At 45.9% G+C, this 24,755-nt stretch carries 23 protein-coding genes; 13 read left to right on the top strand and 10 right to left on the bottom strand.

Features of this window, described 5'->3' with window-relative positions; translation table 11 throughout:
* Nucleotides 1-199: 199 nt before the first annotated feature.
* Nucleotides 200-811: a DUF4126 domain-containing protein gene (locus NDI35_RS21970; RefSeq protein WP_445314581.1), complete on the bottom strand. Its 612-nt coding sequence runs from the start codon at nt 809-811 to the stop codon at nt 200-202.
* A gap of 317 nt (nt 812-1,128) precedes the next feature.
* On the opposite strand from NDI35_RS21970, the gene NDI35_RS21965 reads away from it, so the two are divergent.
* Nucleotides 1,129-2,415 (top strand): Glu/Leu/Phe/Val family dehydrogenase, encoded by a 1,287-nt coding sequence (locus tag NDI35_RS21965; protein WP_445314580.1) that lies wholly within the window; start codon nt 1,129-1,131, stop codon nt 2,413-2,415.
* 454 nt (nt 2,416-2,869) lie between these two features.
* On the opposite strand, the gene NDI35_RS21960 is transcribed toward NDI35_RS21965, so the two are convergent.
* Entirely contained in the window at nt 2,870-2,989 is a 120-nt protein-coding gene (locus NDI35_RS21960; RefSeq protein WP_445314596.1) for a hypothetical protein, read from the bottom strand.
* Between NDI35_RS21960 and NDI35_RS21955 the strand changes: the two genes are divergently transcribed.
* A complete protein-coding gene (locus NDI35_RS21955; protein WP_445314598.1) occupies nt 2,948-3,079 on the top strand; it encodes a hypothetical protein in 132 nt (43 codons plus the stop codon). The genes NDI35_RS21960 and NDI35_RS21955 overlap by 42 nt on opposite strands.
* A gap of 275 nt (nt 3,080-3,354) precedes the next feature.
* Here NDI35_RS21955 and leuB read toward each other — a convergent pair whose 3' ends face one another.
* Nucleotides 3,355-4,440 carry a 3-isopropylmalate dehydrogenase gene (gene leuB / locus NDI35_RS21950; protein ID WP_445314579.1) on the bottom strand — a complete coding sequence of 362 codons (1,086 nt, stop codon included), beginning with the start codon at nt 4,438-4,440 and terminating at the stop codon, nt 3,355-3,357.
* Nucleotides 4,441-4,559: 119 nt separating this feature from the next.
* Between leuB and NDI35_RS21945 the strand changes: the two genes are divergently transcribed.
* The 3 genes from NDI35_RS21945 (at nt 4,560) to NDI35_RS21935 (ending at nt 7,564) form a co-directional block, all read left to right on the top strand.
* Nucleotides 4,560-5,381 carry a Uma2 family endonuclease gene (locus tag NDI35_RS21945; protein ID WP_333311633.1) on the top strand — a complete coding sequence of 274 codons (822 nt, stop codon included), beginning with the start codon at nt 4,560-4,562 and terminating at the stop codon, nt 5,379-5,381.
* A 126-nt stretch (nt 5,382-5,507) separates the two neighbouring features.
* Nucleotides 5,508-6,713: a DUF4336 domain-containing protein gene (locus NDI35_RS21940; RefSeq protein WP_445314578.1), complete on the top strand. Its 1,206-nt coding sequence runs from the start codon at nt 5,508-5,510 to the stop codon at nt 6,711-6,713.
* A 197-nt stretch (nt 6,714-6,910) separates the two neighbouring features.
* Nucleotides 6,911-7,564, top strand: a complete 654-nt coding sequence (locus NDI35_RS21935) for a hypothetical protein (protein ID WP_445314577.1) — start codon at nt 6,911-6,913, stop codon at nt 7,562-7,564.
* Nucleotides 7,565-8,073: 509 nt separating this feature from the next.
* Here the strand turns inward: NDI35_RS21935 and NDI35_RS21930 are convergent.
* Nucleotides 8,074-9,867, bottom strand: coding sequence for a metallophosphoesterase family protein (locus NDI35_RS21930; protein ID WP_445314576.1), 1,794 nt, complete (start codon nt 9,865-9,867; stop codon nt 8,074-8,076).
* A 324-nt stretch (nt 9,868-10,191) separates the two neighbouring features.
* On the opposite strand from NDI35_RS21930, the gene NDI35_RS21925 reads away from it, so the two are divergent.
* Together NDI35_RS21925 and NDI35_RS21920 are read left to right on the top strand one after the other, a co-directional pair.
* Entirely contained in the window at nt 10,192-11,169 is a 978-nt protein-coding gene (locus NDI35_RS21925; protein WP_445314575.1) for an acetamidase/formamidase family protein, read from the top strand.
* Between the two features lie 155 nt (nt 11,170-11,324).
* Entirely contained in the window at nt 11,325-11,609 is a 285-nt protein-coding gene (locus NDI35_RS21920) for a hypothetical protein (RefSeq protein ID WP_333041379.1), read from the top strand.
* Nucleotides 11,610-11,862: 253 nt separating this feature from the next.
* Here the strand turns inward: NDI35_RS21920 and galT are convergent, their stop codons facing one another.
* A complete protein-coding gene (gene galT, locus NDI35_RS21915) occupies nt 11,863-12,885 on the bottom strand; it encodes a galactose-1-phosphate uridylyltransferase (protein ID WP_445314574.1) in 1,023 nt (340 codons plus the stop codon).
* A gap of 243 nt (nt 12,886-13,128) precedes the next feature.
* Nucleotides 13,129-13,788, bottom strand: coding sequence for a restriction endonuclease subunit R (locus NDI35_RS21910; RefSeq protein WP_445314573.1), 660 nt, complete (start codon nt 13,786-13,788; stop codon nt 13,129-13,131).
* Between the two features lie 285 nt (nt 13,789-14,073).
* Between NDI35_RS21910 and acs the strand changes: the two genes are divergently transcribed.
* Nucleotides 14,074-16,044, top strand: coding sequence for an acetate--CoA ligase (gene acs / locus NDI35_RS21905; RefSeq protein WP_445314572.1), 1,971 nt, complete (start codon nt 14,074-14,076; stop codon nt 16,042-16,044).
* Between the two features lie 110 nt (nt 16,045-16,154).
* Here the strand turns inward: acs and NDI35_RS21900 are convergent, their stop codons facing one another.
* Nucleotides 16,155-16,442, bottom strand: coding sequence for a hypothetical protein (locus tag NDI35_RS21900; RefSeq protein WP_445314571.1), 288 nt, complete (start codon nt 16,440-16,442; stop codon nt 16,155-16,157).
* A 311-nt stretch (nt 16,443-16,753) separates the two neighbouring features.
* Between NDI35_RS21900 and NDI35_RS21895 the strand changes: the two genes are divergently transcribed.
* Both NDI35_RS21895 and NDI35_RS21890 read left to right on the top strand, forming a co-directional pair.
* Nucleotides 16,754-16,912: a YlcI/YnfO family protein gene (locus NDI35_RS21895; protein ID WP_445314570.1), complete on the top strand. Its 159-nt coding sequence runs from the start codon at nt 16,754-16,756 to the stop codon at nt 16,910-16,912.
* Between the two features lie 176 nt (nt 16,913-17,088).
* On the top strand, nt 17,089-17,670 hold the full coding sequence (locus NDI35_RS21890) for a Uma2 family endonuclease (RefSeq protein ID WP_445314569.1): 582 nt from the start codon (nt 17,089-17,091) through the stop codon (nt 17,668-17,670).
* Nucleotides 17,671-17,724: 54 nt separating this feature from the next.
* Here the strand turns inward: NDI35_RS21890 and NDI35_RS21885 are convergent, their stop codons facing one another.
* On the bottom strand, nt 17,725-17,880 hold the full coding sequence (locus NDI35_RS21885; protein WP_445314568.1) for a hypothetical protein: 156 nt from the start codon (nt 17,878-17,880) through the stop codon (nt 17,725-17,727).
* A 19-nt stretch (nt 17,881-17,899) separates the two neighbouring features.
* On the opposite strand from NDI35_RS21885, the gene NDI35_RS21880 reads away from it, so the two are divergent.
* From NDI35_RS21880 to NDI35_RS21870, 3 genes are all read left to right on the top strand, one after another.
* Complete coding sequence (locus NDI35_RS21880; RefSeq protein WP_445314567.1) at nt 17,900-18,502, top strand: acyl carrier protein phosphodiesterase; 603 nt, start codon at nt 17,900-17,902, stop codon at nt 18,500-18,502.
* A 96-nt stretch (nt 18,503-18,598) separates the two neighbouring features.
* Complete coding sequence (locus NDI35_RS21875) at nt 18,599-19,489, top strand: thermonuclease family protein (RefSeq protein WP_445314566.1); 891 nt, start codon at nt 18,599-18,601, stop codon at nt 19,487-19,489.
* 299 nt (nt 19,490-19,788) lie between these two features.
* Nucleotides 19,789-20,577: a class II glutamine amidotransferase gene (locus tag NDI35_RS21870; protein ID WP_445314565.1), complete on the top strand. Its 789-nt coding sequence runs from the start codon at nt 19,789-19,791 to the stop codon at nt 20,575-20,577.
* A 44-nt stretch (nt 20,578-20,621) separates the two neighbouring features.
* On the opposite strand, the gene NDI35_RS21865 is transcribed toward NDI35_RS21870, so the two are convergent.
* Entirely contained in the window at nt 20,622-20,819 is a 198-nt protein-coding gene (locus tag NDI35_RS21865) for a WG repeat-containing protein (protein ID WP_445314564.1), read from the bottom strand.
* Nucleotides 20,820-20,960: 141 nt separating this feature from the next.
* Nucleotides 20,961-24,749: an urea carboxylase gene (uca, locus tag NDI35_RS21860; protein ID WP_445314563.1), complete on the bottom strand. Its 3,789-nt coding sequence runs from the start codon at nt 24,747-24,749 to the stop codon at nt 20,961-20,963.
* Nucleotides 24,750-24,755 lie beyond the last annotated feature (6 nt).

Below are 24,755 nucleotides of genomic sequence, written 5' to 3'. Positions count from 1 at the left end.
GACTGTTGACTGTTGACTGTTGTTACACATGACTAATGAGATCAAATCCGTTGGTATCAGAATTATTCATCTCTCTCTTCTGGAGACTCAGCGCCCTCTGCGGTTTCTGCGGTTAAATCATTCCGTAACAAGCGTAAGCGATATGATTAATCACCAATAGCTAATCACCCATAAGTAATCACTAATAACTAATCAATAATTAATCAGGATCGCGCTTGCGGCGGCGGGGATTTCCCTTATCGCCCGGTATTCCCTGACTTTTGTACCAGCGATACCACTCTTTAGAACTGCGAATTGCCAGCCACAGCAGTATCATCGCAACTAACCCTCCCTGCCGTGGTGCGTCAAAGGCAAACAAAACCAAGGAAATGCACAGAACATCTTGGAGGAAAATCACCCAAATCGGCAAACCCCGCAGTCGATAAAACCATCCTGCTTGTACCAGTTGCAGCACTAAAGCCAACAAACCTCCGACAATACCAATTATCCACAGCATCCAAGGGTGAGCAATAATTTCATCGATCGAACTTACCTGAGCGATCGCAATTCCCATAATTGCTCCTACAATGGGGCTGAAAATAATTTGCACAATTTGCAGTACCCGCTGCCCTACAAAGGTTTTAGAAGCAAATAATTCTAACAGCGACCAACTCACCAAGATGGTGATAGCCACCTGGGGGGGAACCCCCGACAATAGAGGTATTTCCGACCAAAGTTTGTCAATCCGCAACAAACCAATTAACAGCAGGGGCAGGGCAATTCTCATACCCCCTGCCGCAGACGCAGAGAGTGCGGCTAGGAGTCCAACCATAATAATAATTCAGTTTCTAACGTCAGCTAAAGCCTCGATCTATTTCAGAATTTAATTCCCCTGATGGCTGGCACTGATTTGAGCGATCGAACTCAAAGTGCGGCTTGAGCTTTAATATCACCTTCTATTGTAAGTGTATCTGCTTAATGGCTGCTTGGCACTGCTCGAAAAGTCGATCGACACAAGGTAGTTGACTGTTGTCAGAAGAAAGGAGGCAGCATTCAACCAGGATTGTGATTAAATTAGCTTAAGAACCCGAATCCTTCTTCTCTCTGACAACACTCAACTAACAACAGTCAACAGTCAACTAACTTCTTATGTCTGATTCATTATTTGCCGATGCCAGCCGCAGATTAGAACGAGCCTTAAAATATGTGTCGCTTTCCGAGGATACGATTGAAAGGCTGAAACACCCCAAATCCAGTTTAATTGTATCGATTCCCGTGCGGATGGACGACGGTTCCCTGCGAATTTTTCAAGGTTATCGGGTGCGCTACGACAATACTAGAGGCCCCTCTAAAGGAGGAGTTCGCTATCATCCGGGAGTATCCCTTGATGAAGTGCAATCCTTAGCATTTTGGATGACGTTTAAATGTGCAGTTTTGAACTTGCCTTTTGGAGGAGCCAAGGGCGGAATTACTCTCAATCCCAAGGAATTGTCTAAACTGGAATTGGAACGGTTGAGCCGGGGCTATGTCGATGCGATCGCAGATTTCATCGGTCCCGATGTCGATATTCCCGCACCGGATGTCTACACCAACCCCATGATTATGGGTTGGATGATGGATCAGTATAATATTATTAAGCGGCAGCTTTCTCCGGCGGTTGTGACTGGAAAACCAGTGACAATTGGTGGCAGTCTGGGCAGAGATACGGCAACAGCAATGGGTGCTTTTTTTGTAGTAGAAACTATCTTACCCAAATTTGAACTCAATCCTCAAGATACCACTGTAGCAGTACAAGGTTTTGGTAATGCAGGTGCCGAAATAGCTGAACTGCTCTGGAAAGCAGGTTACAAAGTTGTGGCTGTCAGCGATTCCCAAGGCGGAATTTATGCAAAACAAGGGCTGGATATCCCCAGTATTCGAGGCTTTAAAGACTCTAACAAAGGTATCAAAGCTGTTTACTGCGAAGGTTCAGTTTGCAATATTATAGAACACGAAATCTTGACAAATGAACAGCTTTTAGCATTAGATGTAGACGTGCTGGTTCCAGCAGCTTTGGAGAATCAAATAACGGAAGCGAATGTTAATGATGTTAAGGCTAAGTTTATTTTTGAAGTAGCTAACGGCCCGATTGATTCTGCTGCAGATTTGATTTTAGAAGCGAGGGGAATTCAAGTAATCCCTGATATTTTAGTCAATGCCGGAGGCGTAACGGTTAGTTATTTTGAGTGGGTGCAAAACCGCAGCGGGCTTTATTGGACGCTGGAGGAAGTCAACCAACGGTTGAAGCATAAAATGGTCGAAGAAACAGAAGCAATTTGGAAAAAATCTCAGGAATTGTCAGTTTCCATGAGAACTGCTGCTTACGTGTACGGGTTAAATCGACTCGGAGAAGCGATGAATGCGAAGGGAACGCGGGATTATTACATAAACGGTTGAGGGAAATGCGGTAAGATTGTGCGATCGCACAATCTTACCGCATTTATTCGAGAAGAGTGCAGTCTACGAACCGACTTGGCAAAACTTGGCTTTGAATTATTGGCGAATTTTAAGCATCCACGCAGCAGTTTACTTGACAGCCACTTTGGTGCTACCAAAGACGAAAGATGTTTTTAAATAGAGATTTTAAATAGAGAGAAATGTGTTAAGTTTTACGAACTACCTATTGTACAATACCCGCAGTTATGAGGTAGGGGCAACCACCGGAGGAGTGGCCCACACCATATCGGGAGCTCATGCCTAAGTCCGGATCTTGCACTTTTCTCAATCAATCGCCGCGGCACAATACTGGCATTCTTTTTTAAGGGGGCAAGAAAAGAGACGATCGCACTTTTTGATTAGATATGGAATAGGTGCGATCGCTGTTACTTTTGCTATTGCTTAGCTTGCTTTTTTAATCTACCCAATCGCCTACGGAAAGCTTCAGGATCTCGCACAAAACTTTCGTTTCTTCTAGATAGAGTTTTGGAATATGTCTACCCGCTTCCCAATTTTTCACAGTGGTTACACTCACGTCCAATTCATCCGCAACTTGCTGCTGCGTCAATTAGCAGCCTATGCTGGTCTAACTCAAGGGCGATCGCACTTCTGGAACTTCAGTTAAAGGCAAAACTCGTTTGTTTTGTACCGGAAACGTCCGACGAAAAAAAGCGTTGTATCTGCAGGAGGTAGTCGCGATGCCCTGCAACCCGTTACTCCAAGCGACTCGCTGTGCGATTATGGGGTCGTGGAAAGGTCAAAATGCAGGTGATTGATGCAATGATATCGGAAGTTGCTGCATTTGGCTTTTGGGATTTTAAAATCCCAAAAGCCTTTCGATCTCAATTATTTGAACGCTACCCCTTGACAGGTCAAGACACTATCTACAAAATAAATAGATCAACCTTGCAAAACTTCAATTAAAGCATCGCCCATTGCCCGACAGCCAACGAGTTTCATGCCTTCCGACATGATATCACCAGTGCGATAACCTCGATCCAAAACTTCGACAACTGCTTGCTCGATTTTATTAGCAGCTTCCGGCTGATTTAAGGCGTAACGTAACATCATTGCCGCACTCAAAACTTGGGCGATGGGATTTGCTTTATCTTGTCCGGCGATGTCTGGTGCGGAACCGTGCACGGGTTCAAAAACTCCAGGCCCCGTTGCTCCCAAACTAGCAGAAGGCAGCATCCCAATACTACCAGTTAGCATCGCCGCCGCATCGGAAAGAATGTCGCCGAATAAATTGCCGGTGACAATTGTATCGAACTGTTTCGGCCAGCGAATTAACTGCATGGCTGCGTTGTCAACGTAGAGGTGAGAAAGTTCGACATCAGGGTATTCTGAAGAAAGGGCAATAATACGATCGCGCCACAGTTGCGAAACATCCAAAACATTCGCTTTATCAACGGAACACAGCCTTTTTCCCCGCTTCCTAGCCGTCTCAAAAGCGACTCGCCCGATGCGGTCAATTTCCGACTCGGTGTAAGCCATCGTATTAACACCGCGTTTTTCGCCTGTTTCCGTCTCAAAAATACCTTTCGGTTTGCCGAAGTAAATGCCGCCTGTGAGTTCGCGGATGACCATAATATCCACGCCTTCGACAACTTCCCGTTTCAAACTAGAAGCATCAACCAATTGCGGTAAAATAGTCGCCGGACGCAAATTTGCAAACAATCCCAATCCGGCGCGCAGTCCTAATAATCCAGTTTCAGGGCGCTGTTCGCGGGGTAAATTATCCCACTTGTAACCGCCAATTGCTGCTAACAATACTGCATCGCAGTCGCGGCATTTTAAGAGTGTTTCTTCTGGCAGCGGATTGCCTGTTGCATCAATAGCAGCGCCGCCCATTAAAGCTTCTTGAAATTCAAAGCCGATGTCCAATTGTTGACCGACAAGTTTCAGGACATCTACCGCCACAGCGATAATTTCAGGGCCGATGCCGTCTCCTGGTAAAAGAGTGATGCGGTAGTTTTGAGTCATATCGATTTTGGAGTTTTGATTTGAGATTTGAGATTGAGAGTTAATGGGAATTCTTTGGAAATGCAAGACATTCTCACAAGGCTATAATCATATCAGGATAAGCAACCTCAGAATTCATTATGACATTCCCGACTTACCCGCCTGCTCAAGCTGAACCGCCTCTAGACCCCCGACAGAGTTTGCCAACAATGTATGATTTACCTAGCGAAGACCCAAAGGAGCCCGGTTTGCCAGATACATTTCATTTAGATCAGCCGCAACTCTTGGAATTCACGTTTTTGCCGCCGGGATGGGATGCGGAACAAGTCTTTACAGCGAGTGACCTAAATTTGTATTACGATGCAACACAACCGCGCTGGCATAAACGCCCGGATTGGTTTGCTGCGGTGGGTGTGCCAAGGCTTTATCAAGGGCGCGATATGCGTTTGAGTTATGTAGTTTGGCAAGAACGGGTAAATCCTTTTGTGGTGGTGGAATTGCTATCGCCGGGAACTGAAGATGAAGATTTAGGGCGGACTGTTCAGCAAGCTGGGGAACCGCCGACTAAGTGGCAAGTTTATGAACAAATTTTGCGGATTCCTTACTATTTTGTGTTCAGTCGCTATACGGATGAATTGCGAGCTTTTCATCTTGTAGGAGGCCACTATGAACCTGCAGAATTAATTGATGGGCGGTTATTTATTCCTGAGTTGCAGTTGAGTTTAGGTTGGTGGCAAGGCACTTATAAGAGTATGAATCGGTTGTGGTTGCGGTGGTTTACGGCCCAAGGAGGGTTGATTTTGAGTCCGGGTGAAAGAGCAACGGCGGCGGAACGGCAACTGATAGAATCTCAACAGCAAGTAATTGAAGCTCAACAGCAACTGACAGAATCTCAACAGCGAGAGGAAAGACTAGCGGCGCGGTTGCGGGAGTTAGGCATCGATCCTGAACAGTTGGTTTAATAGTTTTCGCACCCAGGCCTGGTGAAACCCCTTTTCAACTCCTCGAATCCGCGCAACACGAGTGAAATAAGATAAAAACAGTTCGATCGCACGCACATACAAAAAAATCGGCAAGGAGTCGCACCAGTGGCAGAGGGCGAAGGCATACCAACATCAGCACAGATTGATTCTAGGGACTATTCTTGGGCCTTTTGGCCAGTCGTCCCCCTCTATCCCTACAGCAAGCGGCGCACCATCCGCAAGGAAATAGTTAAAGATACAATCTGGACTTTTGACCAACTACAAGGCATTTTTTACGTTGTCGTTCCGATTCGGATGACTGTAATTAAACTAGAACCCGAAGGCCTTCTCGTCTACGCCCCCGTTGCACCGACTCCTGAGTGCATCCGCTTGGTAAAAGAGTTAGTAGCGGAGCACGGCGAGGTTAAGTACATCCTGCTGACAACGGTTTCGGGCATCGAGCACAAAGTTTTTGTCGGCCCCTTTGCGAGGTGTTTTCCCGAAGCGCAGGTGTTTGTCGCCCCGCAGCAGTGGAGTTTCCCCGTGAATTTGCCGCTGAGTTGGCTGGGTTTGCCCGCCAAACGCACCTCTGTACTCCCCTTTGACAGCAGCAACACGCCGTTAGCCGATCAATTTGACTGGGCAATTCTCGGCCCCCTCGACCTCGGTTTGGGGAGATTTGCGGAAGTTGCGTTATTTCACAGGCGATCGCACACGCTGATGTTAACAGATTCCATAGTTTCCATTCCTGAAAATCCGCCGGCGATCGTCCAACTCGACTCGTACCCGCTGCTGTTTCACGCCAAAGACAGCGCCTCGGACACCGTGGCAGACACCCACGAAAATCGGCGCAAAGGCTGGCAGAGAATCGCCTTATTTGCCATGTATTTTAGCCCCAGCGTGCTGGAAGTGCCGTCGTGGTCGGAGGTATTTGCCAGCGCACGCCAAGCGCCAGAACGCTCTAGGAAAGCTTATTTCGGGTTGTATCCGTTCAAGTGGAAAACAGATTGGGTGCGATCGTTTGAGGCTTTGCGGGGAGGAGGGCGGTTGTTTGTCGCGCCGATTTTGCAGACTTTGATTCTCAACCGCGCGCCGAGGGAAACTCTCGATTGGGTGGATAAAGTGGCGACTTGGGACTTTCAAAGGATTGTACCTTGTCACTTTGATAGTGCGATCGACTCCCGGCCCCGTGAATTTCGCCAAGCATTCTCGTTTCTGGAAAAACACTCGCCTGTTAATTCTTTACCCGAAGACGATTTTAAATTGCTCAGGCAGATTGATGCGGGTTTGAATAAAACTGGTTTGGTTCCGCCTGCGAAAGAGAAAGTTTAATCTGAAATTTTGCACTTTTGTTAAGAACAGGCAAGATGCCTGTTCCACAATAAAATTGAGTTTTGTGGAACGGGCATCTTGCCCGTTCCTAAACAGGTAATTAAAAAGGGTGCAACATCTCAGTTTAATCTTATACCAAGTTGCGTTCAGACGTACAATCATGAGTGATACCAAGTTGGGGTATAAACCGTAATTCCATGAATAAGAAAAACTTTTTGCTGGTACTCTGTCTGTTGCTACCAAGCCTAGTCATAGGCTGCAAGCCACCAGAAACTTCTCAACAACACGCATCAAGTCCGTTTGTCGCCACACAAACCACCACCATCCCAGGTTGGAAAAAATTTGAGGGACGTGGTGCACAATTACAATTACCGGAGAGTTATAGCGGCGGAGATCTCAGCCAAAATCTGGACGTGGTGGTTCAAAAGCTGGAATCTTTGGGGCCCTACTATCAGCAGATAGCTCAGTCTCTTAAACAGAATCCATCCGCATTCGTCATTTGGGCTTTTGACTCGAAGGTTGGTAAACCCGGTTTTCTGAGTAATGTCGCTATTGCTAGAGAGTCAGTTGGATCTACAGTGACAATAGATACATACTTGGATATCATTACCAAACAATTACCCAGCGAATTTCGTGTCGTGGAGCAGAAGAAGGTGTCGCTTGACCGCTATCAGGCAGGTCAGATTGTGACAGAAGCAACAATTTCGGGTGTAACTGCCAAACAGATAATCTACACGATTAAGCAGGGGAGCAATATGTGGATTGTTGCATTCTCTACCAGTGCTGAGGAATTTGAACAGCGCAGGCCCACGTTTGAACAAAGTATTAACACGTTTTCAGTGAGCGATTAGCTCGACTTTTTTTCCAGCTAACATTGTATGCCTGTTGTATAAGCTGATACTAAGTTGCTTTCAAAGAGCTTATTCTAAAATGTGGGAAATAAGTCATTGAGCGCAAGCGTTCCGGATTAGATGGTAGATTGACAAGCCCTTGACAAAGTTTATCGACTAGCTTAGACATTGACTTGAATATTCGGTTATTAAAGTAGTTTTCTCGTAAATCTTCCCACAGATGTTCAACTGGCATTAATTCGGGGCTATAAGACGGTTGAGTCAACAGCCCAATATTGTTGGGAATTTCCAAATTATTTGACATTTATCACCCTCAACTAGATTCTACATCAGAATGCAACTTGGTATTACATCTTGCACCATTGTTAAGAACAGGCAAGATGCCTGTTCCACAAAACTCAATTTTCTTGTGGAACGGGCTCTCCGGCCCGTTCCTAAACAGCTAATTGAGAATAGTGCAACATCTGAGTTGACTCAGATATCTGTAGGGACACAGCAATGCCGTGCCCTTATCTTTCGCACTTAAACTCATCAAACTTCACCACTTGCGACTCCGGTTTCCGCGTATCAAAATAGTAGCTGCTAACCGTACCCTCCCCCGTATCAAAAATAGTAAAAGCCGTAATATCATTGCTATCAATATACGGCAGCGGCCGCCCGTCTTCTCCCAACAAAGGCGCAACAGTTGGCACCACAGGTTCCAATCCGTTCGGGTTTCCAATAGCGCTGTAATCTTCCCGATATGCCGGCGGCACAAATCGGCGCTTTTCCCCCACAAAAGCACCGTAACTGTTGCCCACATTAGAAGTCTCCAAAAAGTGCATTCCGCTGGAACTTACAAACCGATTCCACAAGTGCGAATGTCCGTAAAATACCAAGTGCACCCCCGCTGTTTCTAGTAGTGGCACTACATCCCGAATCAGATAATCTTGCTGTTTCGGATACTCGTAACGCACCATTTTAATCTCGCCATCGAGAGCGCGATCGACTATTTGCACTGGATCGGTATAAGCAGGTACAATATTGTCACCCAGAGAATGCGGCGGGTGGTGAAACATCACAATTTTATATTTGGCCTGCTGGAACTCCGAACTCTTTAACTCTTGTTGCAGCCAAGTATATTGAGCGCTGCCCTTGACAATAGGCTCAAAAATATGCTGTCCGTATCCCCATTTTTCGGGATTATTAAAATCTTCGTCCCGTTCCCGATACCTGCCTCTCGCACCCGGATCTAAATTCGGAGTCCGCCAGATATTCGTAACATACAAAGTCACTAACCGCACGTCGCCAAAAGTCACAGCATAGTATTTTTTGCCTCCCGGTAAATTGAAAATCTCGTCATAGGTATCGCTATTAAAACTATTGTTTTTTAGCCATATTTCCCGCACTGAAGAGTCATTCTTGGGATTCAAAGAGGCAGCACGTTGAGCGTATATTTTCTCGGCAGCGGCGCGGGGAAAAGGATCGTTAAATTGGTCGCCGAGTGTGCTGTTGGTTGCAAAGCGACCCATGATTTCATGATTGCCAATGGCGGTAAATAAAGGCGCGTGTTGGATCATTTCGCCGCCGCTGTAAACGGTTTTGATGCCGTTTTTGTCCAGTTCGGAAAATGCGCGCCCTTGCAGCGCGGGAAAGAAGGCGCGGCCTCGGTAGTCGTCAAACCATTCAGAAGCGCGATCGGGTATATTAACTAAATCCCCAGCCATAAAAACCGCGTCAACTCTCCCCATTTTTTCGGCTACTTTCTGGAGATTTGCTGCTGTCATAGGCATCAATTGATGGTCGGAAGTGAGGAGAATTTTGAGCGCAATTCCTGCTGCTGGTGTGGGAGAAAGAGTGAATATTTTGCTGCTGACAGATGCGCCGTCTTTCCTTTCGCTAGTGACTCGATAAGGAATGCGAACACCGGGCATTAAATTGGGGACTTCTGCTTCGTGGCGCCAGATGTCGCGGACAATTGGATTGCTGTCAATTATGCTTTGTTTGATTTCATCGGAAATGCGCGAGTCTTTGTCTTCGCGAGTGCGGCTTAGCTTCGTAGTATTTGCAGCCGCAATTTCATTCAGATTTTCGCCGTAAGCAACCGTGTTGCGAGTACCGGCAAACTCGGTAAACCAGACAACTCGCACCGAGTTTGCTGTTGGGACTTGCAAAAACGGATCGGTTAAAAGCTGAGGTTCGTTGAGGTTAGATGGCATCATAAAACCTAGCAATAGGACAATCAAAATCAAAACCGCAAAAAACCAGGGATTGCGAGAATAACCTTGAGAAGTTTCTAGTTTATTAGGCAAAGGCGTTAACATAAGTCATTAGTCATTAGTTGTAGGGGGGGTTTCACCAGCCAAACAGAACTCCCCACCCCAATAGATATAAACCCGCCCCGCTAACTTTAAATTTTAAACTACCAACGTTATCAAAAAGTTAAGAAATTAGTAAAATATCTCACATCAAACAAACCTCAACCATTTTTTGACCTCTTCTTATCTCTGAATTCTCTTTCTCTGCGCCCTCTGCGCCCTCTGCGGTTCATTTAAAAAAAAATTCTCAAAAATGATTAAGACTTGCGATATAACATTCTTAACACCCTTCCTTCAATCTAAAATCTAAAATCTAAAATCTAAAATCCCATGACTCGCCACCTTCTCAAGGCTAACTGCAAAACCGTACACTTAGGCGGTTTTTCTCCGAACATCGAACCTGCTTTAATCGTCGATTCGGGCGATCGCATCGATATCGAAACCTATTCAGGATATTATGTTGCTGACAAAGCGCCGCCGGAATTTCTCACCCCCGAATTTTTAGATATTTGTCAGAATTTGCCTCCCAACCGCAAAGTTGGGCCGGGGCCCCACTTGCTAACAGGCCCGATTTATGTTAACAATGCCGAACCGGGAGACGTTTTAGAAATTCACATTGAGGATGTTTACCCAAGTTTACCAGTAGGATTTAATGCAATTCGGCCCGGATGGGGAGCTTTACCGGAGTATTTCTCCGAACCTAAATTGCGGTTTATTTCGCTAGATTTAGAGCAAAAAATTGCTGAATTTCCCGCAGGTAGCGGCATTCGGATTCCCCTGCATCCTTTTTTTGGCATTATCGGCGTTGCCAATGCAGAAATTAACCGTTCTTCTATTCCTCCAGAGCGCTACGGCGGCAATATGGACAATCAGGAACTCCAACCAGGAACGCGGTTATTTTTACCTGTTTTTATGCGCGGCGGTTTACTGTCCATCGGCGACGGACATTCGGCACAAGGAGACGGTGAAGTTGACGGTACTGCCATTGAAACTTCCATGAACGGGACTATTCAAATCATCTTACGCAAGGATTTATTTCTGATATTTCCGTTTGCTGAAACGCCCACTCATATTGTGATTATGGGATTCGGTATAACATTAGATGAAGCGTTTGAGATGGCGGTAAAACAGACGGTTTATTGGCTACAAAAGTTTGCAGGTTTCAAAGAAGAAGATGCTTATGTTTTGTGTTCCCTCGCGGTTAATTTTCGGATTACGCAGGCTGTCAACAATCCTCAAAAAGGAGTTCACGGAATGATTCCCAAGTCTATTCTGCTCGATGTGAACATTATTGACCACCGAGTTTGAGGTAAAATGATAACACGCGATTGACCAAAAAATTAGGATCGCGATCGCACACAATACACAAATTTGTCACTGCTGTGGTCGATCAGGATCGCGATCCTGTTGACAATTAAGCTTAGAATGGATAAGTTACCAGTTCTACCTAAATCGAACTCAACATGAAAAACCAGACTGACGATGTTGCCAAAAAAGATTTAGTCGATCGAGCTTTTGGGAGTGCAGAAATACCCGATCCGACAGCGTGGGTGCACGAACATTATTTTCTGGCTAATTTCGCCCATACTCTGGCCCATATCCAAGAACATATGTCTGAAGACAGTTGCGAAATCGGCGAGAATGGTGAGTCGGGCGAGGGGATATTATCGATCGATGCCAAAATTAGAGATATGTTGAGAGCTACTTTTAGCGACGACGGCTGGCAGTATGTCGAAAGTTTATTGTGAGTTTGGTACAATCCCTAAGTATTTGTACCTTCATAACTTGAGCTCGTAAATGATACCAGTTTCACAAAAGAATGCAACTGTAGCCGGGTGATCTAAACCCTTAGATCATTCGTTATCCCCAATTTTTTAATCTCAAATATCAAATCTCAAATAATATCACTTTCCTCCCCCAAGACAGACTCGCAATTCAGACTGCCTGCGTACATTTCCACCCCAATTTGAAGTAAATTTGACTGTTGTGATGTAGGATACTTTAGATGGGGGGGAAATTACTGTGGCTAGGAATTTCGATCGATCGCAAAAACGCCGCACTTTCTTCGGGCAAAGCAGTATTTATAAACATCCCGCTGCCCAACTCAAACCCAGCTTGCTTGGTGACTCTGGGAATAATTGCGATATACCAGTGAAAGTATTTTGTTGCCCGTTGGGCGATCGGCACCGATCGAATATTATAGTTGTAATCGGGATTGTTCAATCCGTAATAAAGCTTAGCCAGTACAATTTTCAAAGTATCAGCAAGATCCGCAATTTCCGCATCAGTAATTTCATCAAACGAAGAGGAATGCCGGCGCGGAAAAATCCAAGTGTGAAACGGTGAAAGTGCAGCGTAAGGGATAAAAGCCACAAAATGTTCACTCTCACAAATCACTCTTTCCTTCGCCGCTAATTCATCTTCCAAAGTCCGGCAAAAGAGGCATTCTCCCGTGTCGTCAAAATATCTAATAGCTTCGTCGATGCGGCTGCGAAATTGGCTGGGTACAACGGGCGTCGCTGCTATCTGCGAGTGGGGGTGTTCGAGAGAAGTTCCGGCAGTTTCGCCGTGATTTTTGAAGATAATAATTGTTTCAATGTGGGGATTTTTTCTAATTTCTACATAGCGCTGGCGGTATACTAAAAGTATGTTTTCAACTTCTTCAACGCTCAACAAAGCTGTGGTCAAATCGTGTCGCGGGTGTTCGACAATTACTTCGTGAACGCCGATTCCCGCCATCGTGCGGTGAATTCCCGATGATATCCTCATCCATTCTGCTGTCGGGGAGAGGGCGGGATATTTGTTGCGAATTGCCCTGACTTTCCAGCCAGTGCGATCGCCCAAACGGCAAGTTTCTAAGGTTCCGTCTTCCTCATTTCCCACGCAAAACGGGCAATCGGCACGGTGCGGTGGGACTAATATTTCGCACTTTTTTTTGTTAGCGAATTGATCCGGTCTTGTCGCCCGTTCGGTGGCGATGATTACCCAATCTCTGGTAATTAGATTTTGTCTAAGTTCAGACATTTTCTTACCTTCAGTTTCCGGGTCAAATTGTCTCTTATTTTAAAGAACGACTTGTATTTTGTCACTCAGGAGAGCAAATTTTTAACAAATCTTAATTTCTAATTGAATCGGCAGTTTCTAAACAGAAGTTAACAACATTTGGAACCAGCGATAGAGGGCGATTAGCGACTAAAGGTGTTTCCCCCGATGTTACAAAATATTTGTCTAGGCAGTAGGGATAAGCACAGATTTTCACCTGAGAGATTAAGCCAACTGCAACTGCACATTCTGCAACTTGCAAATAGCTTTCAACACTTGCGCCAACAAGAGCGATCGCTCTGGGTCAATCAAATTCAATTCCGGTAAAATCTGATAAGTACAAGGATTGCCCCGCGTCACCCGCACAAACCGATAACTTTCGCCATTCGTCGTCAATCCCCAAACAGACGATTGCTGCTGCAAACTTTTATAAGTATAAGTTAGGAGTTGCGGCAAACCAGTCAAAGGTGCGATCGCACTATTTTTCGCCTCCACTACCAAAATCCAAAACTGTGCCGCCACGAGCTCTGCATCCGGCTGATTTACGGCTAAGATATCCAAGCGCCCTTTAATTAAAGTATCCCCATCCTCCACCTCGATCGGGATGCTATCTTCCATTGTCAGCACAATCGGAATATCAAAAAATCCTCCTAATCTCATTAACGGTGAAAGCACTAAAAATTTAACAAGTTCTTCTGAAACTTTTCCGGCGGATAAGTAGCGTCGAAAGTCTGTTCTAATTTTTAATATTTCCTGCTGTTCTAATTCAGACAGCGGTTCCAAAGAGAAAAAATCGGTGAAGGCGTCTCCTTCTCGCTCTTCCAGTTTGAGAAGGCGGCGAACGTCATTTAGCGAAAGTTGGCTTGCTTCTAAATTTTGGGTCATGCTTTCCCCTCTCATTCAGGTTGAATAATTCTTTTCAAGCAGCTTCACATCATTATACTATTAAACTAAAACTTCTACAATATTTTATATAAAATATTTTCACTAAACGAAGCTCGATCGAACTTTATTTAGCCTCCAAATTCGATGAAATTATAATTTTCAAATAAACAGCCACAGCCCCAACATTTACACAATAACCAAAATTCTTAACGAAACTCAAGATATTTTTGCGCTCAATTGCGTACAAAATAGTTTAAAGAAGTAGATGCAGTTACAGAAAAAGCAATGTCACAAGATACCATCGAATCAATTCTTCAGGAAAAACGCCTATTTCACCCGCCCGCTGAATTCTCCGAAAAAGCTCACATCAAAAGCTTAGAAGAGTACCAAGCCCTCTACGATAAAGCCAAAGCTGACCCCCAAGCATTCTGGGCAGAACTTGCCGCCCAAGAATTGCACTGGTTCCAAAACTGGGATACCGTGCTCGACTGGCAACCGCCTGTTGCCAAATGGTTTGTCAACGGCAAAATAAACATTTCTTACAATTGTCTCGATCGCCACTTAACCACTTGGCGCAAAAATAAAGCCGCCCTGATTTGGGAAGGCGAACCCGGAGACTCGCGCACCCTCACCTACGCGCAACTCCACCGCGAAGTCTGCCAAATGGCGAACGTCATCAAACAATTGGGAGTCCAAAAGGGCGATCGCGTGGGCATTTATATGCCCATGATTCCCGAAGCTGCGATCGCCATGCTAGCCTGCGCCAGAATCGGTGCAGTACACAGCGTTGTTTTTGGCGGTTTTAGTGCAGAAGCTTTGCGCGATCGGCTCAACGACGGCCAAGCAAAACTCGTCATCACCGCTGACGGTGGCTTCCGCAAAGATGCAGCAGTTGGCCTCAAAGCACAAGTAGACAAAGCCCTCGCCAACAACGCCACACCCAGCGTTACCAACGTTCTCGTAGTTCAGCGCACCAAACAGCAAATTGACATGGAACCGGGGCGCGATCTTTGGTGGCACGACTTGCAAAAAGACGCCTCCGCCGACTGCCCCGCCGAACCGATGGACAGCGAAGATATGCTGTTCGTACTCTACACTTCGGGAAGTACCGGCAAACCGAAAGGTGTCGTCCATACAACGGGCGGTTATAACCTTTATACCCACATGACAACCAAGTGGATATTCGACCTCCAAGATACCGATGTTTACTGGTGTACTGCTGATGTCGGCTGGATTACTGGGCACAGTTATATTGTCTACGGGCCGCTATCCAACGGTGCGACAACTTTAATGTATGAAGGTGCTCCTCGCCCTTCAAATCCTGGCTGTTTTTGGGATGTAATTGAAAAATACGGCGTCACCGTTTTCTACACTGCACCCACGGCAATTCGCACCTTTATGAAAATGGGCGAACACTTGCCAAATGCCAGAAATTTGTCATCTTTACGGTTGTTAGGAACTGTCGGCGAACCGATCAATCCCGAAGCTTGGATGTGGTATCAGCGCGTAATTGGCAACTCGAATTGTCCGATCGTCGATACTTGGTGGCAAACAGAAACCGGGGGAATTATGATTACCGCTTTGCCCGGTGCAATTCCTACAAAACCTGGTTCTGCAACCCTACCGTTCCCTGGAATTGTGGTCGATGTTGTTGACCAAGATGGCGAACCAGTAACTAACGAAAGTGGCGGTTATTTAGTGGTGAAACATCCTTGGCCGGGAATGATGCGTACACTTTACAACGATCCCGATCGCTTCCGCCGCACTTATTGGGAATATTTGCACCCGAAAGATGGCGAATTCGTGTACTTTGCAGGGGACGGCGCGCACAAGGACAAAGACGGTTATTTCTGGGTAATGGGCCGCGTTGACGATGTAATTAATGTGGCCGGACACCGACTCGGCACAATGGAAGTCGAGTCAGCTTTGGTATCGCATCCAGCGGTGGCGGAAGCTGCGGTTGTTGGTAAACCGGATGAGATTAAAGGTGAGGATATTGTGGCTTTTGTCACGCTGGACAACTCGCAGCAACCTAGCGATGAATTGGCGTCTGAGTTGAAGCAGCACGTTGTTAAGGAAATTGGGGCGATCGCCCGTCCCGGCGAAATTCGATTTACCGATGCTTTGCCGAAGACTCGAAGCGGGAAGATTATGCGGCGTTTGCTGCGTTCTTTAGCTGCGGGAGAAGAGGTTTCTGGAGATACTTCGACTTTGGAAGACCGGACGGTTTTGGATAAGTTGCGGGGAGGTTCGTAGGGGTATGCAACCGCAGATTTTAGCTGATTAACGCGGATGAACGCAGATGAAATTCCCATCAGCTCATCTGCGTTTATCTGCGTTTATCTGCGGTTTAATTGTTAATTGGTTTATTTACCGCGCCACAAATGAACCGCATCGGGGTTAATTTCCGATCTTACTTGCAGCCACTCGTCTAACAAGTAGTCATCATCGACTGCTTCTGAATGCTGTTCGTTTTTGAGAATTGCCAAGACGTGAACTCCAGACGGATAGTTGACATGACGAATTTCTGGGTCATATCCCAAGTCTTGAATTTTTGCCAGAACGCGATCGACAGCACCGGCAACAGTAAGATCGACGGCAAGAATAATTTGACCGAGTTTAGCACCCGGTTTTACACATTCTAGAACAGCCATTACTCTTTCTCCTTGTAGTTGCAACGGTAGACTTGAGGGCGATTTTCAACTTTTCGGGGTTGAGTCACAGATTCTAATTCAACCCGGTAGCGACTCGTTTTTGGCAATCCTGTTTCGCTTGCCTGGGATTATCCGCTAAAATCGGCTCGTCCCAGCATTCTGGTTCTTTTTCTGGATCTTGAATCATAATTAAATTGCTCCTTTGTTGGACGTTCAACTTCGGGGAAGTCGTCTTGGCATGGTGCGGCAACATTCTGCCAAGGCGCATTTATCTGCTATAATTGTACTGCATTTTTCAGTATAATTGCAGTATGAGTAACAATGTTAAAGTTCTAACCATTCGACTGCCTGAAGTAGAAATGCTTCGGCTAGAAGCTTATTGCGCGAACAGTGGTAGAACAAAAACCGATGTGATTCGCGAACAGATTAGGAGTTTAAAAGTTGAAGATAAGTTGCGAGGTGGTTCTTAGGGGGATTCTTTAACCCCAGATGAACCCAGATAAACGCGGATAGTAGTCTGGTTTATCTGCGGTTTTAGACAATTTCTATTGTCAATAAACAAGCTATTTTGGGTTTGGCAAAATTTGATTGAACGTCAAAAATATGAGCTACAATCAAGATAACTTCTGGACTGGATCTGAGCGCGATGCCTCCATTACTTAGCAAAACCACAGATCAGCGAATTGTTCATCATGGAATGTGGGAACGGTTTAAATTTATCCAAAAAGGCTTTGAAGGCTCCCCTAGAGTGCGACTATTTTACTATGATGGGACGATCGAGATTCTGATGCCTGGAGAAGACCACGAAACTTTTGCTCATGTTATCGGTTACTTAGTGACTACCTTTCTCGTCGAACAGGGAATTTTCTTCAAGCCCACAGGGGCAATGACGCAGGAAAGATCGGGAGTTGTCTCTGTGCAAGCAGACGAATCCTACTATATTGGGAGTGTAAAACCAATTCCAGATTTGTCGATCGAAGTTGTCTTTACCAGTGGAGGAATCAGTAAGTTAGAGCGCTATAAAGCTTTAGGTGTTCCAGAGGTTTGGTTTTGGGAAGATGGATTACTGAAGATATATCATCTCCAAGATGGTAGCTATGAAAATAGCGATCGCAGTCAGCTACCCGGACTCAACAACCTCGATATCGATTTGATGAAACGCTGTATTTTGATGGCGGAAACTGATGCTGGGGAAGCTATTAGAGCGTTTAGGCAGTCAATAGTTTGATGCGATCAGTTTGGTTTACAAAGATTTAAGCTTCTCTTGTGAAACGATCGAGCATCAGTCAATCGATCGCAAGCAATATTTGAGCGTGGGTGCAGCGATCGCCTGTATACTACAGTTAGGCGATCGCTCTTTTGTTATCCAAGATTCATCGACGGCAAAAATAATTTGACCGAGTTTAGCACCCGGTTTTACACATTCCAGAAGAGCCATTATTCTTTCTCCTTATGCTATGTTAGATATTTTTACTGTAGCAATGAATTATTTGGCTCATCTATTCTTATCAAAAGGCACGCCAGAATCCCTGATTGGCAACCTCTTAGGAGATTTTGTCAAAGGAACGGCCGTCAACCTTTATCCCGATGAAATTAGAAAAGGCATCGATTTGCACCGCAAAGTAGATAGCTACACGGACTCTCACGCCATAGTGCGAGCGAGTAAAAGCCTTGTTTCTTCCGAGAGACGCAGGTTTGCTGGAGTTTTGATTGACGTGTTTTACGACCACTTCTTGGCTAAAAATTGGCTGGAATATTCAGAAATTCCGCTTCCCGATTTTTCTTGCCATGTCTATAAAGTCCTGCAAGACAATCGCGATATATTGCCTGAATCTCTCCAGCGGGTGCTGCCAACAATAATTGCCCGCGACTTGCTTTCATCTTATCAGGAAATTGCCGAAATCGGCATCACTCTTACAAGAATGTCCGCCCGAATCAAGCGGACAAATAACTTGGCAAGCGGCATAGAAGATTTGACAGCTAACTATCAGCGCTTAGAATCTGATTTTCGGGATTTTTTCCCCGATTTGATAAAATACGCGACAGTTGACAAATATTAATACAAACAACAAAAATTACAGTTGCTATTGATAGCGAACTCGTGTATGATTCAACCGATACCTGCATGAAATCTCAAGTGCAACAGGGTTGAAAATATGGCAACCAGAATTCCGAACCTGCAAATAACTAAAGTAGTTGATGGCGACAGCATCAAAATTTCTCTTAACGGCAAAACCGAGTCTCTCCGGCTGATTTGCGTCGATACAGAAGAAAGTCATCCGGGAGGCTCCAAACCTGTAACTGCGGCGGGGAAAGCAGGTACGGAAATGGCTAAAAAATACTTCGCGACAGCAGATGATGGACTTGCTCAAATTGACATAGAATTTGATACCGACGATTCGGTTGAAGTGGCTCTACAAAAACACCGCGACAACTACGGGCGTCTCCTTTGTTACGTACATAAAGATGGAGAAAATTACAATCTTAAACTGATTGAAGAAGGCTGGAGTCCCTACTTCGTCAAATACGGGCGCTCCAGATTGTATCACCGACAAATGACTGAGGCAGAATCGGCGGCAAAAGCTTACAATCTGATGATTTGGAATCCGATTGTCAATGCCAAAATTCCCTCTCGCAACTATGCTAATTTACTGCCTTGGTGGTCGATGCGAGGCTCGATTGTTGAAGAGTTTCGGTTGTCGGAAGCAACGGCAGGAGCGGTTTCTTTGAGGTTGCACTACCCGAAAATATTAGCTGCTTCTGAGAGAGCTAAATCTATTACTATTTTCTGCGATTTGCAGGCGGGAATTACTAAATGGATCGGCGGCAGCGCTCTAATGTATGCTGGTTCGGTGTATCATAAATTAGATTTGTGGATACCAGATGCTGAAACTGATGAAATGGCTCCCTTGAAGCGGCTAATTGAGAAACGTTATGCGGGTCTGGGACGGGGATATGTGTATGTCAGTGGGAAGGTAGAACAGTACAAAGGGAAGCCTCAAATAGTTTTGAAGGATATCAAACAACTTTCAGATTTTCCCCCATAAAATTGAATCTTACATAAATTTAATAAAAAAAATTGCAGGACAAATGGAACGATGAAGACTGTTCTGCGGGGAACGCGATTGAATTCTGGGCGATTCCCTACCGCAACGCGCTCGCACGCGCGTTCGGGATAGCTTGGCTTCACGCATTTTTTTAAATTTAAGTAGCATTATGGTTGACAATCCAAAATTATTGTGTTTTTTTTATAAGGCTAAATCAATTCATACTATAATAGTATAATCGCAAGTCTGTAGCTGCCAATAGCTGCGACATCCATTCAAACTCCAGAGATTTAAAAGCTATGTGCCAATTACTGGGAATGAACTGCAATGTTCCAACAGATATTTGCTTTTCTTTTGAGGGTTTTTCTGCAAGGGGGGGCAAAACGGACGTTCATCAAGACGGTTGGGGAATTGCTTTCTTTGAAGGTTTGGGATGTCGCCTTTTTATAGACTCTAAACCTGCGATTGCTTCTCCGGTTGCTGAAGTAGTGCGCCGCTATCCCATTCATTCAACTAACGTCATTGCTCACATCCGCAAAGCTACGCAAGGCGCAATTGCTCTGGAAAACTGCCACCCTTTTATTCGGGAACTTTGGGGACGTTATTGGGTGTTTGCTCACAACGGAAATCTCGAAAACTTTTATCCAGAATGTGCCGGAGTTTACAAACCGGTTGGCAAAACTGACAGCGAAAAAGCATTCTGTTTGATATTAGAAAAGCTGCGCTCCACTTTTCCTCAAAGTAAGCCTGCTGTAGCGGAAATTTACCCGGTACTGGAGGAAATTACTAAAATTTTGGCAGAACACGGAATTTTTAATTATTTACTTTCCGATGGAGAACACTTGTTCACCCACTGTTCTACTAATCTGCATTATATTGTGCGACAAGCACCTTTTGCTAGCGCTCACTCGATCGACGAAGATGTAACTGTCGATTTTCGGGAATTGACAAAGGAGGACGATCGCGTGGCTGTTATTGCGACTTTTCCGCTGACAGATAACGAAGTTTGGACGCAAATTCAGCCGGGAGAATTGCTGGTATTTCAGGATGGTTTGCCGCTCTCTTCTGGGCTGCTGGAGTTAAGTTAACTAGATTTAAACAAATTTAAAGCCTAAACAGAGCATCGAACCTGCTAAATGACCAGCTTTCCAGCTTGATTGATGAAGCCAGATTTGCCATTGCGCTTGACAGCGACTAAGCCTTCCGAAAAACTGCCCGCCGCCGAAAATTGCGGGGCGATCGCCCACTGGCCTGTTTGATTGATGTATCCGCACCCTTTTGAAGCCCTAACTGCTGCTAAACCTTGATTAAATGAGCGAGCATTGCACAATTAGAGGATGATTATTGTGGCGTGTCCCGCCTTCAGTGAAAATACACCTGACTGGCTACGATATCCCATCCCACAAAACAATCAAAATCATCCCCCAATTATCCAACGGCTTCTACTGTCCCCGAACTGACAACAGAGGGATTAATTCGGTTGAACAGCCGCTAGAATTTGTCCGGCTGTCACCGTTTGCCCCTTTTCACAAAACAACTCGGCAACAGTGCCCGCACCATCAGCAGTAATAGCAATTTCCATTTTCATCGCTTCCAAAATTAACAGGCGATCGCCCTCTGCAACCACATCTCCCACATTAACCAGCACCTGCCAAACATTGGCCGAAACGTGAGCGACAACTGCTTCACAACCGATCGGCAAAGTAATCTCCGCCGCTGTTTCAGAAGCCACATCTGGGGCTTCTGCGGCAGATTCAGCTTCAAATTCCCCGGATGCGGCCCAGCGATCGCGCTCTGCATTAAATGCGGCCTGCTGCTGCGCTTTAAACTCAGCCGCACTGTTAGCAATAGAATGCAAAAACTCATTGTATTCTCTCAAATTAAAAGTAATTTCCTCAACCTTTAATTTAAACTTCCCTTCGATAAATGCTTCCCGACAGCGGTGCAATTCCTCATGAGAAACCGGATAAAATCGGATTTGGTCAAAAAAGCGCAACAGCCAAGGTTTACCAGACTGGAAATCCGCCGTTTGTTTGAACCGATTCCACATTTGCACCGTGCGGCCGACAAATTGATAACCTCCGGGCCCTTCCATCCCGTAAACGCACAAATACGCGCCGCCAATGCCCACTGCATTTTCAGGAGTCCAAGTGCGGGCGGGATTGTATTTAGTAGTAACCAAACGGTGGCGCGGATCGAGGGGAGTTGCGACGGGCGCGCCTAAATAAACGTCTCCCAAACCCATCACTAAATAGCTAGCATTAAATACAATTTCTCTGACTTGTTCGATGCTTTCAAGCCCGTTTATGCGGCGAATAAACTCAATATTGCTCGGACACCAAGGTGCATCCGATCGCACAGACTGCATATATTTTTCAATGGCCAACAGCGTCGATTCATCTTCCCAAGATAAAGGCAAGTGCACAATTCGCGCCGGCACTTCCAAATCCTCGATCGCCGGAAGTTCCGCCTCCGCCGCAATCAGCGCCTGCATTAGCTGCTGTTGCGAAATCTGGCGGCTGTCAAAGTGAATTTGGAGCGATCGCATTCCCGGCACTAATTCGATAACACCAGGCAACGGATTTGCTTTCAACTGTTCCATCAATGCGTGCGCCCGAAAACGCAAATTTAAATCCAGCACCAACGGACCGTATTCAACTAGAATATATTTATCCCCAGCTTGACGGTAAGTAACAGCAACCTGTCCCGGAGATTCGGGAATTTCGTGCAAAATTGGAGAAGCGGGAACGGCGGGAAATTCCTCTGCATTTTCCCCAAAAACAGGCAAACAAAAAGTAGCAATTTGCCTATTTTGTGCTAATTCCCGCTGCAAAGCTTCAGCAAAACTCAAACAGTGAAAGCGAATGCTGTCCCCCGGTTTTAGTTGTCCGATTTTCCACAATTCCGACTGCACAATAGTAGCAGGACAGACAAAACCTCCTAAACTCGGACCGTCAAGACCGAGAATTACAGGCATATCGCCCGTAAAATCGATCGTGCCGATCGCGTAAGCATTATCGTGAATGTTAGACGGGTGCAAACCCGCTTCTCCGCCGTCTTGACGCGCCCAAGTCGGCTTCGGCCCTATCAGCCGAATTCCCGTCCGTGTCGAGTTGTAATGCACCTGCCATTCTGTTGAGAAAAACATTTCAATGTCTGACTCAGTAAAGAAATCCGGCGCGCCGTGAGGCCCGTACAAAACGCCGATTTCCCAATTATTGCTATAGGTGGGAATTAGTTCCGGAGGCAAAGATATTTCCGCTTCCAGAGTTGCAGTTTGGTTGAGTTTTAAGACATCTCCCGGACGCAGCGTGCGGCCCGCGTGTCCGCCAAATTTGCCCAGTACAAAAGTTGATTTGCTGCCCAAATAATCGGGGACATTAAAGCCGTGTTTGACTGCTAAATAAGTGCGGTAGCCGCCGCCTTGAATGGCTTTTAACTTGAGAATGCTGCCAGCTTTTACGGAAATTGCCGTCCAAAACGGCACCGATTCGCCGTTTAGCGTTCCCTTCATAATTGCGCCAGTCAAACTAATAACTGTATCGGCATTAAAGCGCAGAGTTGGGCCTGTCGCTGTGAATTCCAATCCTGCTGTCGATTCGGGATTTCCTACTAAACGATTTGCCGAGCGAAATGCCAGATGATCCATCGGCCCAGAAGGCGGCACGCCAACATCCCAATAGCCAATCCGCCCCGGATAATCTTGAATGCTGCTGTAGGTTCCCCCATCCAATACATCGATCGTTAAAGGTGCGTATTCAAAAGAGTTTAAAAAGCGCGTGCTCAGTTCGCCCCGGTTGAATCGGGAATCGTCCAAAATCTGGCGGAGGTAATCTAAATTAGTTTCAATTCCCGCTATTTCACTGGCATCTAAAGCAGCTTTTAGTTTTACGATCGCCTGGGTTCGATTATCCCCGCAAACGATTACTTTGGCTAGCAGCGGATCGTAAAAAGGAGTAACCTCCGTGCCGGTTTCTATCCAACTGTCGCAGCGGACGTTTTCTGGAAACGCAACTTTATTCAGCAACCCGGAACTCGGCTGAAAATTCTTGCCGGCATCTTCCGCATAAATTCGCACCTCAATTGAGTGTCCCTGCGGTTGATAGCGGTACTCTTCCAGGGGGAACAAATCTCCAGAAGCCTGTTTTATCATCCACTCAACGAGGTCGATGTTGTTGACAGCTTCAGTAACGCCGTGTTCAACTTGCAAGCGCGTGTTGACTTCCAAAAAATAAAACTGTTTCGCATCGACATCAAAGACAAATTCAACAGTACCCGCTGACTGGTAATTTACGGCTTTTCCCAGCCGCACTGCTGCACCGTACAACTGATTTCGCTGTTCGTCGGTAATAGCAGGGGCGGGGGTTTCTTCTATTACTTTTTGATTGCGCCGCTGTACCGAACAATCTCGCTCACCCAAGGCTATGACATTTCCTTTGCCATCTCCAAAGATTTGGACTTCAATGTGCCTAGCTGTTTGAATATATTTCTCTAAAAAAACGCCGCTTTGTTTAAAATTGCTTTGACTCAAACGCTGTACTTTTTCAAATGCTTCTGCCAAATCTCGATCGCCAAAACAAGCCTGCAAACCGATGCCGCCGCCGCCTGCGGTACTTTTGAGCATCACCGGATAGCCGATCGCCCCAGCCGCTTTTTGGGCATCCTCCAAACTTGCTAAAAGTTCGCTTCCGGGAGTTAGCGGCACTTGATTTGCAGCGGCTATTTCCCGCGCGGTGTGTTTTAATCCAAAGCAGCGCAACTGACTCGGAGTCGGGCCGATAAATGCAATATTTTCGCTTGCACAAGCTTCGGCAAATTCAGCATTTTCGCTCAAAAAGCCGTAACCCGGATGAATAGCTTGAGCTTTAGTTTTGCGCGCAACTTCGAGAATGCGATCGAACCGCAAATAACTCTCGGCTGCGGCGGCTGCACCGATACAAACGGCTTCGCTGGCGGCGAAAACGTGCTTGGCGCGGGCGTCGGCTTCAGAATATACTGCTACCGAAGCAATGCCTAGGCGATCGAGCGTGCGGATAATTCGGCAGGCAATTTCACCGCGATTTGCAATCAAAACTTTGTTAAACATTTGGGTAATTGTATAAATCTTTGATTGATAAGTCAACCGCAGATGTAAGGGAGATGAACGCAGATAAACGCAGATAATTTCCAGATAGGAAAGCTTGGGAATGCTATGCAAGTCTTTTCGGGCAATAGGGAAGGGCGCTAACAATAGTGCCAGCGTCCCCCTCTCGGCGGGCATATTAGA

The sequence above is a fragment of the Microcoleus vaginatus FACHB-2002 genome (assembly GCF_040004035.1).
In the GTDB taxonomy this organism is placed as follows: Bacteria; Cyanobacteriota; Cyanobacteriia; order Cyanobacteriales; family Microcoleaceae; genus Microcoleus; species Microcoleus vaginatus_C.
This window is presented reverse-complemented; position numbering and strand designations above follow the sequence as displayed.

Coding starts and splice junctions, on each gene's coding strand:
- leuB (WP_445314579.1), bottom strand. CDS start 4,440: ATGACTCAAAACTACCGCATCACTCTTTTACCAGGAGACGGCATCGGC.
- NDI35_RS21870 (WP_445314565.1), top strand. CDS start 19,789: ATGTGCCAATTACTGGGAATGAACTGCAATGTTCCAACAGATATTTGC.
- NDI35_RS21970 (WP_445314581.1), bottom strand. CDS start 811: ATGGTTGGACTCCTAGCCGCACTCTCTGCGTCTGCGGCAGGGGGTATG.
- NDI35_RS21955 (WP_445314598.1), top strand. CDS start 2,948: ATGTCTACCCGCTTCCCAATTTTTCACAGTGGTTACACTCACGTCCAA.
- NDI35_RS21925 (WP_445314575.1), top strand. CDS start 10,192: ATGACTCGCCACCTTCTCAAGGCTAACTGCAAAACCGTACACTTAGGC.
- NDI35_RS21945 (WP_333311633.1), top strand. CDS start 4,560: ATGACATTCCCGACTTACCCGCCTGCTCAAGCTGAACCGCCTCTAGAC.
- galT (WP_445314574.1), bottom strand. CDS start 12,885: ATGTCTGAACTTAGACAAAATCTAATTACCAGAGATTGGGTAATCATC.
- NDI35_RS21890 (WP_445314569.1), top strand. CDS start 17,089: ATGCCTCCATTACTTAGCAAAACCACAGATCAGCGAATTGTTCATCAT.
- NDI35_RS21935 (WP_445314577.1), top strand. CDS start 6,911: ATGAATAAGAAAAACTTTTTGCTGGTACTCTGTCTGTTGCTACCAAGC.
- NDI35_RS21910 (WP_445314573.1), bottom strand. CDS start 13,788: ATGACCCAAAATTTAGAAGCAAGCCAACTTTCGCTAAATGACGTTCGC.
- NDI35_RS21920 (WP_333041379.1), top strand. CDS start 11,325: ATGAAAAACCAGACTGACGATGTTGCCAAAAAAGATTTAGTCGATCGA.
- uca (WP_445314563.1), bottom strand. CDS start 24,749: ATGCCCGCCGAGAGGGGGACGCTGGCACTATTGTTAGCGCCCTTCCCT.
- NDI35_RS21930 (WP_445314576.1), bottom strand. CDS start 9,867: ATGTTAACGCCTTTGCCTAATAAACTAGAAACTTCTCAAGGTTATTCT.
- NDI35_RS21900 (WP_445314571.1), bottom strand. CDS start 16,442: ATGGCTGTTCTAGAATGTGTAAAACCGGGTGCTAAACTCGGTCAAATT.
- NDI35_RS21880 (WP_445314567.1), top strand. CDS start 17,900: ATGTTAGATATTTTTACTGTAGCAATGAATTATTTGGCTCATCTATTC.
- NDI35_RS21875 (WP_445314566.1), top strand. CDS start 18,599: ATGGCAACCAGAATTCCGAACCTGCAAATAACTAAAGTAGTTGATGGC.
- acs (WP_445314572.1), top strand. CDS start 14,074: ATGTCACAAGATACCATCGAATCAATTCTTCAGGAAAAACGCCTATTT.
- NDI35_RS21895 (WP_445314570.1), top strand. CDS start 16,754: ATGAGTAACAATGTTAAAGTTCTAACCATTCGACTGCCTGAAGTAGAA.
- NDI35_RS21885 (WP_445314568.1), bottom strand. CDS start 17,880: ATGGCTCTTCTGGAATGTGTAAAACCGGGTGCTAAACTCGGTCAAATT.
- NDI35_RS21965 (WP_445314580.1), top strand. CDS start 1,129: ATGTCTGATTCATTATTTGCCGATGCCAGCCGCAGATTAGAACGAGCC.